This is a genomic window from Candidatus Caldatribacterium sp. (assembly GCA_014359405.1).
In the GTDB taxonomy this organism is placed as follows: domain Bacteria; phylum Atribacterota; class Atribacteria; order Atribacterales; family Caldatribacteriaceae; genus Caldatribacterium; species Caldatribacterium oleiphilum.
Map to the genome: position 1 here is coordinate 1 of JACIZN010000121.1, position 5,280 is coordinate 5,280.

General features: G+C 55.2%; 6 protein-coding genes. 4 read left to right on the forward strand and 2 right to left on the reverse strand.

The annotated features are described in order from the left end of the window. From H5U36_08660 to H5U36_08675, 4 genes are all read left to right on the forward strand, one after another. Positions 1-536: xylulose kinase (locus tag H5U36_08660; GenBank protein MBC7218187.1), on the forward strand; the 536-nt coding region annotated here is incomplete at its 5' end. Between the two features lie 14 nt (positions 537-550). Then, positions 551-1,573, forward strand: coding sequence for an alcohol dehydrogenase catalytic domain-containing protein (locus H5U36_08665; protein MBC7218188.1), 1,023 nt, complete (start codon positions 551-553; stop codon positions 1,571-1,573). A gap of 19 nt (positions 1,574-1,592) precedes the next feature. After that, complete coding sequence (locus H5U36_08670) at positions 1,593-2,162, forward strand: cupin domain-containing protein (GenBank protein ID MBC7218189.1); 570 nt, start codon at positions 1,593-1,595, stop codon at positions 2,160-2,162. A 12-nt stretch (positions 2,163-2,174) separates the two neighbouring features. Next, the gene (locus H5U36_08675) at positions 2,175-3,131 is read left to right on the forward strand and encodes a shikimate dehydrogenase (protein ID MBC7218190.1); all 957 of its coding nucleotides are present in this window, start codon (positions 2,175-2,177) and stop codon (positions 3,129-3,131) included. On the opposite strand, the gene xylB is transcribed toward H5U36_08675, so the two are convergent. After that, a complete protein-coding gene (gene xylB, locus H5U36_08680; protein ID MBC7218191.1) occupies positions 3,128-4,615 on the reverse strand; it encodes a xylulokinase in 1,488 nt (495 codons plus the stop codon). The two genes, H5U36_08675 and xylB, sit on opposite strands and share 4 nt — an antisense overlap. A gap of 29 nt (positions 4,616-4,644) precedes the next feature. Then, positions 4,645-4,821 carry a hypothetical protein gene (locus tag H5U36_08685; GenBank protein ID MBC7218192.1) on the reverse strand — a complete coding sequence of 59 codons (177 nt, stop codon included), beginning with the start codon at positions 4,819-4,821 and terminating at the stop codon, positions 4,645-4,647. Positions 4,822-5,280: the final 459 nt, after the last annotated feature.

A 5,280-nucleotide genomic window follows, 5' to 3' on the forward strand; every position in this document is an offset into this window, starting at 1 on the left:
AGGAAGTGGAAAAGAAAGTCAGTCCTCCTTCGGGCCTTGTATTTTTACCTCACCTGCGGGGGAGGAACTGCCCGACACAACCGTACCTGCGAGGAGTCTTTGCGGGATTCAGCTGGGACCACACCCGGGAGCACCTTTTCTTAGCCATCCTTGAGGGTATTGCCTTTGAGTACGCCTTTTACCTTAAGGTTTTGCGGGAACTCATGCCGGAAGTGAGCTTTTCGGAAGTCCGGGTTATCGGAGGCGGGGCAAAATCGGCTTTCTGGAACCGTCTCAAGGCGAGTATCCTCGGTGTGCCTTACGTAACCTTGAACCGGGAAGAGTTCTCCATCTGGGGTTCGGCAATGGTGGCAGGGTTTGCGGAAGGCTTGTTCCCTGATCTCCAGGAGAAGGCCTTCGCTTCCGTTTCGAAGGTTTCGGTTTTTGAGCCCGATGAAAAGCTCCACCAGAGGTACCAGGAGTTCCTTCCCTTCTACCTTGAGACGATGGAGAAGATGAACGAAGTGATGACACGGTTCAGGACGCTCATTCGCTGAGAAAGGAGGAAAGGATGAAAGCCGCGGTATTTTCCTATCCCCCTCAGGTGCGCGTTGTGGATGTCCCTCCCCCAAAGATAGGGCGAGGGGAAGTCCTCATCCGGGTTCGAGCAGCAAGCCTTTGTGGAACGGATCTTCGAATCGCCCGGAGGGGCCATGGGTCCATTCCAGAAGGGACGCAGCGCATCCTCGGGCATGAGGTCGTGGGAGAGGTTGTGAAAGTGGGAGAGGGAGTGACAGATCTTGAGGAAGGGATGCTCGTCCTTGTTGCCCCGAACTACGGCTGTGGGAAGTGCCGCTTCTGTATTTCTGGAGCGCAGCACCACTGCCCCTTCGGGAAGGCTCTGGGCATCACCGAAGACGGAGGCTTTGCCGAGTACATGCGGGTGCCGGAGGAGGCGGTGCGCCAGGGGAATGTCTTTCCTCTTTCCCCTGAGGCAAACCCTGTGGAGTTCTCCTTTGTCGAGGCTTTGGCCTGTGTGGTCCATGGGTTTCTACCCCTCTCGGTGACTTTCCGGGATACCGTCCTCATCTACGGTGCAGGACCGATTGGCCTTATGTTCCTTGAGCTTGCGCGCCTTTGTGGGGTGCAAGAAGTCTGGATGGCCGACATCAGCCCCTCTCGCCTTGAGAGGGCTGCCGAGAAAGGAGCTCGGACGATTGTCGTTGGCGAGAAGAGAGTAAAGGACGTTCTCCGGGATGTGGATGTGGTCGTTGTGGCTGCTCCAGCTCCCGATGCCCAAAGAGAGGCCCTTGAAGTGGCCGGGGTTTTTGGGCGAATCAATTTCTTCGGAGGTCTCCCTCCGAATATCCCTGAAGTTCCTCTGGCCACGAACCTCATCCACTACAAGGAGCTTTTTGTCACCGGGACAACTCGCTCGAACAATTTCCACGTGCGCATGGCTCTTGAGCTCCTTGTAAAAAAGCAACTTGATCTTTCCTACCTTGTGAGCCACGTCCTTCCTCTTGAGGCCATTGAGGAGGGCTTGCGGCTCATGGAGGGAAAGGATGCCTTAAAGGTTGTACTTACCCCGTAGAGAAAGGAGAATTACGCCTATGAAACCCTTCAATGTCCTTGTGGATTTTGTAACCGGAGAGCTCAAGCCGGGAAAGAGAGTTGTGCGCCGTCTGAGTGACGTCAAGTACATCTTTCAGGACCAGGAAGCGGCAGAGGTGATGCTCCGGGAAGGGGACCCGATTGTCTACGAAGTCATATACGCTGAGATTCCTGAGGAGCCGGGACACCTTGCCCACTGCACGACCATTATCTATCCCGGGAAGGTTGGACGGGAATTCTTCCTCACCAAGGGACACCTCCACGAGAAGCTTGATACCGCTGAGATTTACTTCTGTCTCCGGGGTGAGGGACGACTCCTCATGGCCTCTCCGGAAGGGGAATGCGAGGTTCTCCCCATGTACCCCGGAACGGCATCCTACATTCCTCCTTTCTGGTCGCACCGCTCGGTGAACGTGGGGAAGGAGCCCCTGATCTTCTACTGCATTTTCCCGGCCGACGCGGGGCACGATTATGCCACCATCGAGGAGACCGGTTTCCCCAAGATTGTCCTTGAGGAGGACGGCAAAGTCGTGGTGCGAGAGAATCCGAAATGGAAATCCTTGAAGTGAGGAGGATAGGGCATGGGTTTCCGACTCCCTGAGAAAGCAACGCAACCCACCATGTACTTCATCGGTGTCACCACGTCCCAGTCCTCAATCATGAAGCTTTTCCCCCTTTGGGCGAAAGAGCTTGGTCTCAAGGATGCGGTGCTCAAAGGCATCGATATTGAAATCCACGCCCCTCGAGAGGTTTACCGGGAAGTGGTCTCCTTCATTAAGGAGGACCCTCTGTCCCTTGGGGCCCTGGTGACTACGCACAAAATCGACCTCTACGAGGCGGCAAAGGACCTCTTTGATTACCTCGATCCCTACGCCCAGCTCTTCGGTGAGCTCTCCTCCATTTCCAAGAACAACGGTCGTCTTGAGGGGCACGCTAAAGACCCCATATCAAGTGGTTTAGCCATGGAAGCCTTCATTCCTCCGAATTTCTGGAAAGACCACGGGGGAGAGGTCTTCATCATGGGTGCAGGGGGAAGCGCCCGGGCCATCGCGGCATACCTTTTTGATCCCAAAAAGAAAGACAACATGCCCACGAAGCTCTACGTTACGAATCGGAGTACCCCAAGGCTCGAGGCCATGAAAGAGCTCATGCCCAAAATCAATCCCCACATTAATGCCGAGTACATCCATGCCCCAACTCCAGAGGTAAATGATGAGGTCTTAGCCCGGGTGAAGCCCTATTCGCTCATCGTGAACGCCACAGGGCTTGGTAAAGATCGTCCTGGCTCTCCCCTTACGGATGCCTGTGTGTTCCCCATGCACAGCCTCGTGTGGGAAATCAACTACCGGGGGGACCTCAAGTTCATGCACCAGGCCCTTGCCCAGGCAAAGGAACGGCACCTCCATGTGGAGGACGGCTGGGTCTACTTCCTCCACGGGTGGACTCAGGTGATTGCCCAGGTCTTCCACATCGATATCGATGCGGAACTTTTTGCCCGCATCGAGCGCATCTCGAACGAATTCCGAAAGAGAGGCTAAGGTTTTGGGAAGAAGTCCCGGAGGGCAGTGTAGCCTTGCCTGAATTTCTGGTAGAGTTCCTGGTACACCTCCACCCATCTTGGCTCAGGAAGAGTGGGATGGGTGTAGGTGACAATCCTTCGGGTGGCCTCATCGAAGCTTTCGAAGTGCTTGCTCCCCACCATGGCAAGGATGCACGCCCCCGTGGCGGCTTCTTCTTTAACCTGGGTGGTGAAGAGGGGCATGTCGAGAATGGAGGCAATAATCCGCCGCCAGAGATTGCTCCTTGCGCCACCTCCTGAGAACACCGTTCGCCCAAACTCCACCCCGAGTTCCTGGAAAACCGAGACAGCGCTTTTTAAGCTCATCCCCACTCCTTCCATAATGGCCCGGATGAAGTGCCCCCGCTGGTGCGTGAGGTGGAGGTTCAAAAAAGCCCCTCGGGCGTGAGGGTCCATGTGGGGGGTTCGCTCGCCGATGAGGTAGGGGAAAAAGAGGAGTCCATTGCAGCCTGCATCAACTTTTTGGGCTTCCTGGTCGAGGTTCCCAAAATCAAAGGCGTATGAAGCCGAGTCAAGGACCGACTTCTTGAACCAGCTCAGAGAAAGCCCTGCACAGAGGGTTGCTCCAAGAAGATGCCAGAACCCTGGGACGGCGTGGCAGAAGGTGTGGATGCGGAGTTCCTCGTCAACCAGAGGCTGCGTAAGGGGGGTGAAGACCTGGCCCCCGGTGCCGATGGTCACAAGGAGTTCTCCCTCCTCGGTGATGCCGTTTCCTAAAGCAGCACAGTGCTGGTCTCCTGCTCCTGCGATGACGAGGCACCGTCCTTTCATGCCGAGCTCTTCTTTGACGTCTCTGGTAACCTCTCCGATAACCTGGGTGGACTCATGGACAGGGGGAAAGATTGCCCGGTCAAAGCCCAAAAGGGCAAGCATTTCCTCCGACCAGTTCCTGAGGCGAATGTTGAAGAGGAGAGTTGAGGAGGCATCGGCCACATCGGTTGAAGGAGGAAGCCCCATTTTCACCTTGAGGTAGTCCTTGGGGAGGAGAACGAAGCGGATTTTCCGATACACCTCGGGGAGATTTTCCCGAACCCAGAGGAGCGTTGCGGCCATGAAGCCAGTGGCGATATCGCTTCCGGCTACGGCTTTCAGGTGGGGAAGAGCTTTTTCCCGGATGTACCTCACTTCCCTGTGGCTTCGCTGGTCCGCCCAGATAATGGCAGGATGAAGGGGTGTGAAGTTCTCGTCAAGCATAACCGTTCCGTGCATCTGCCCGGAAAAGCTCAGGGCGTGGATGTTCGGCTCAGGAAGAAAGGCAAGGACCTCCCGGATGGCTTCTTTCGTTTTCTCCCACCAGGTTTCGGGATTCTGCTCGGCGTGTCCTGGTGCCGGGGTGAGAATCGGATACTCGCGGCTTGCAGAGGCCACAAAGCGCCCTTCTTCGTCGTAGCAGACCACCTTCACGCTCTGGGTTCCAAGATCAATCCCCAGGAAGTACTCCATAGTCCTCCTCCCTTTGCTTTTTTATGAGCTTACCACGGGGAGAGGTAGAGAGCAAGGCGCAAAAGGTAATAGGCCTGGGTTTCGTTCGCAACCCTTGCATTCTTCGGTGAGTTATCCCAGGGAATTCCCGAGATGTTCCAGAGGAGATTATCAAGGTGCACAACAGGGAAGGCAGAAAGGACCTCTGAAGGAGTGCGGCCCTTCATCCCCCTCCCGAAGTGAGGCCTCCGGTGGTTGAAGAGAGGAGCCACTCTTGCGCCATTCGGAAGAGAGCTTTCCTTGAGGTGACGTTCTCGAGATTCGGGATGTAGAACTCCTCATCGCTCAACAAAGGTGTCACACTGCTTCTTGTAGGGAGGGATGTTGAAGAGGGAGACTCCCAAGGGTTCGAAGATGAACCGCTCCATGGGGGTACGCTTCCTTGAGAGGGGTATAATCTCATTAGGGTGGGATCCCTCCTCCATGGGTGTTGAGCTCTCTGGAACTTCTACAGAGATAATACCTCGAGAGGTACCCACCCTTTGCAATACCTCCTTGAGCTTCTTGAAGTACTGTGAACGAAACCCTGGTCGATCCACAAGGTGAATCTAAACAAGGTCTTGACAATTATGAACTTATGCTCATAATGTTTTCTTGGAGGTTGGAGAGCACACTAAGACTGTTCT

Bases quoted from the DNA above. Each gene is read 5' to 3' on its own strand.
- H5U36_08665 (MBC7218188.1), top strand. From the start codon at position 551: ATGAAAGCCGCGGTATTTTCCTATCCCCCTCAGGTGCGCGTTGTGGAT.
- H5U36_08670 (MBC7218189.1), top strand. From the start codon at position 1,593: ATGAAACCCTTCAATGTCCTTGTGGATTTTGTAACCGGAGAGCTCAAG.
- H5U36_08675 (MBC7218190.1), top strand. From the start codon at position 2,175: ATGGGTTTCCGACTCCCTGAGAAAGCAACGCAACCCACCATGTACTTC.
- xylB (MBC7218191.1), bottom strand. From the start codon at position 4,615: ATGGAGTACTTCCTGGGGATTGATCTTGGAACCCAGAGCGTGAAGGTG.
- H5U36_08685 (MBC7218192.1), bottom strand. From the start codon at position 4,821: ATGAAGGGCCGCACTCCTTCAGAGGTCCTTTCTGCCTTCCCTGTTGTG.